This window comes from Deltaproteobacteria bacterium (assembly GCA_011773515.1).
In the GTDB taxonomy this organism is placed as follows: domain Bacteria; phylum Desulfobacterota; class Deferrimicrobia; order J040; family J040; genus WVXK01.
This window is the reverse complement of sequence record WVXK01000058.1, coordinates 29,475-30,547: the sequence shown is the minus strand read 5'-3', so window position 1 is coordinate 30,547 and position 1,073 is coordinate 29,475. Positions and strand designations below refer to the sequence as shown.

Below are 1,073 nucleotides of genomic sequence, written 5' to 3'. Positions count from 1 at the left end.
CCCCGGAAGACCATCGTGGGGGCCACGCTGCTCCACGGCGGCGCCCCGGGAATCAGGTAGTGGGGGTGTATCATGTCCCGGTAGTTGAAGGTGCTCATGTAGTTGTTGTAGAAAAAGCCCAGATCCCGGGCGATCCTCTTGCTCCCGAAGATGAGCTCTATGGACTGGGTAATGGAGACGGCGTTCCCCGATGCGTCTGTAACGGAGAGGTGGGTCGTCTCCCCCCCGCCCTCTTTCGCTTCCCCGCCTGTGGAGGGCGTGACGATCCGGATCTGGCCGGCGATCTTCCGTGCGTACTTTTCCCCGAGCATCGGTTTCTCCTTCGCCTGGAAAAAGATGTCGGGGTCGAAGGGCATCCTGTCCCGGTCCCTGAGCGCCCGCCAGAAGGAGAGGGCCAGGATGGTGGCACCGGCGGGTGTATCGGGGGAGATCTCGTCGGGCGAGAAGTTTTCCAGGATGTTTAAAATCGCCACCAGGGCCCTTCCCGAGCCCGGGGGCGGGAACGTGCGTATCCTGAACTTCCGGTACCTCCCCCGCAGAACCGGGCGCTCCAGCGGCACCGGGATGCGGTTCAGGTCGACCCGGGAGAGGAGCCCGCCGCGCTCCTGCATGTCATGTATGATCTTTTCCGCGATCTCTCCCCGGTAGAAGTCCTCCCATCCTTCCTTCGCCATTTTTTCCAGGCAGGCCGCCAGTTCCGGCTGGAGGAGGCGTTCCCGCGCGGTGAGGGCACGTCCGTTCTTGAAGAACCGCTGCGCGCAGATGGGGTCGCTCTGGAGCCGCTTTGCTTCCCGCACGATGAGACGGTGCTGCAGCGAGGAGATGGGGAACCCGTTCCGGGCCCGCTCGATCGCCGGCTCGAGCACTTCCGGGAGGCTCATCGTCCCGTAGGTGTCCAGGAGGTATCCCAGGACCGCGGGCGTGGAGGGCAGGGTGGAGGCAGAGAGCCCCAGAAGGAGGGGCTTTTTCGGGATATTCGTGGGAGAGATTCCGAGGGGGGCCCTGGAGGAGCCGTCGATGGCGATCGTTTTCCCCACGTCGGCCAGGTGGAGGATCGCCATGGACTGCCCGCC

At 64.5% G+C, this 1,073-nt stretch carries 1 protein-coding gene; it reads right to left on the bottom strand.

Translation table 11 applies throughout. The annotated features are described in order from the left end of the window. On the bottom strand, positions 1–1,073 hold a 1,073-nt coding region (locus GTN70_06675), incomplete at both ends, for a gamma-glutamyltransferase (GenBank protein ID NIO16670.1).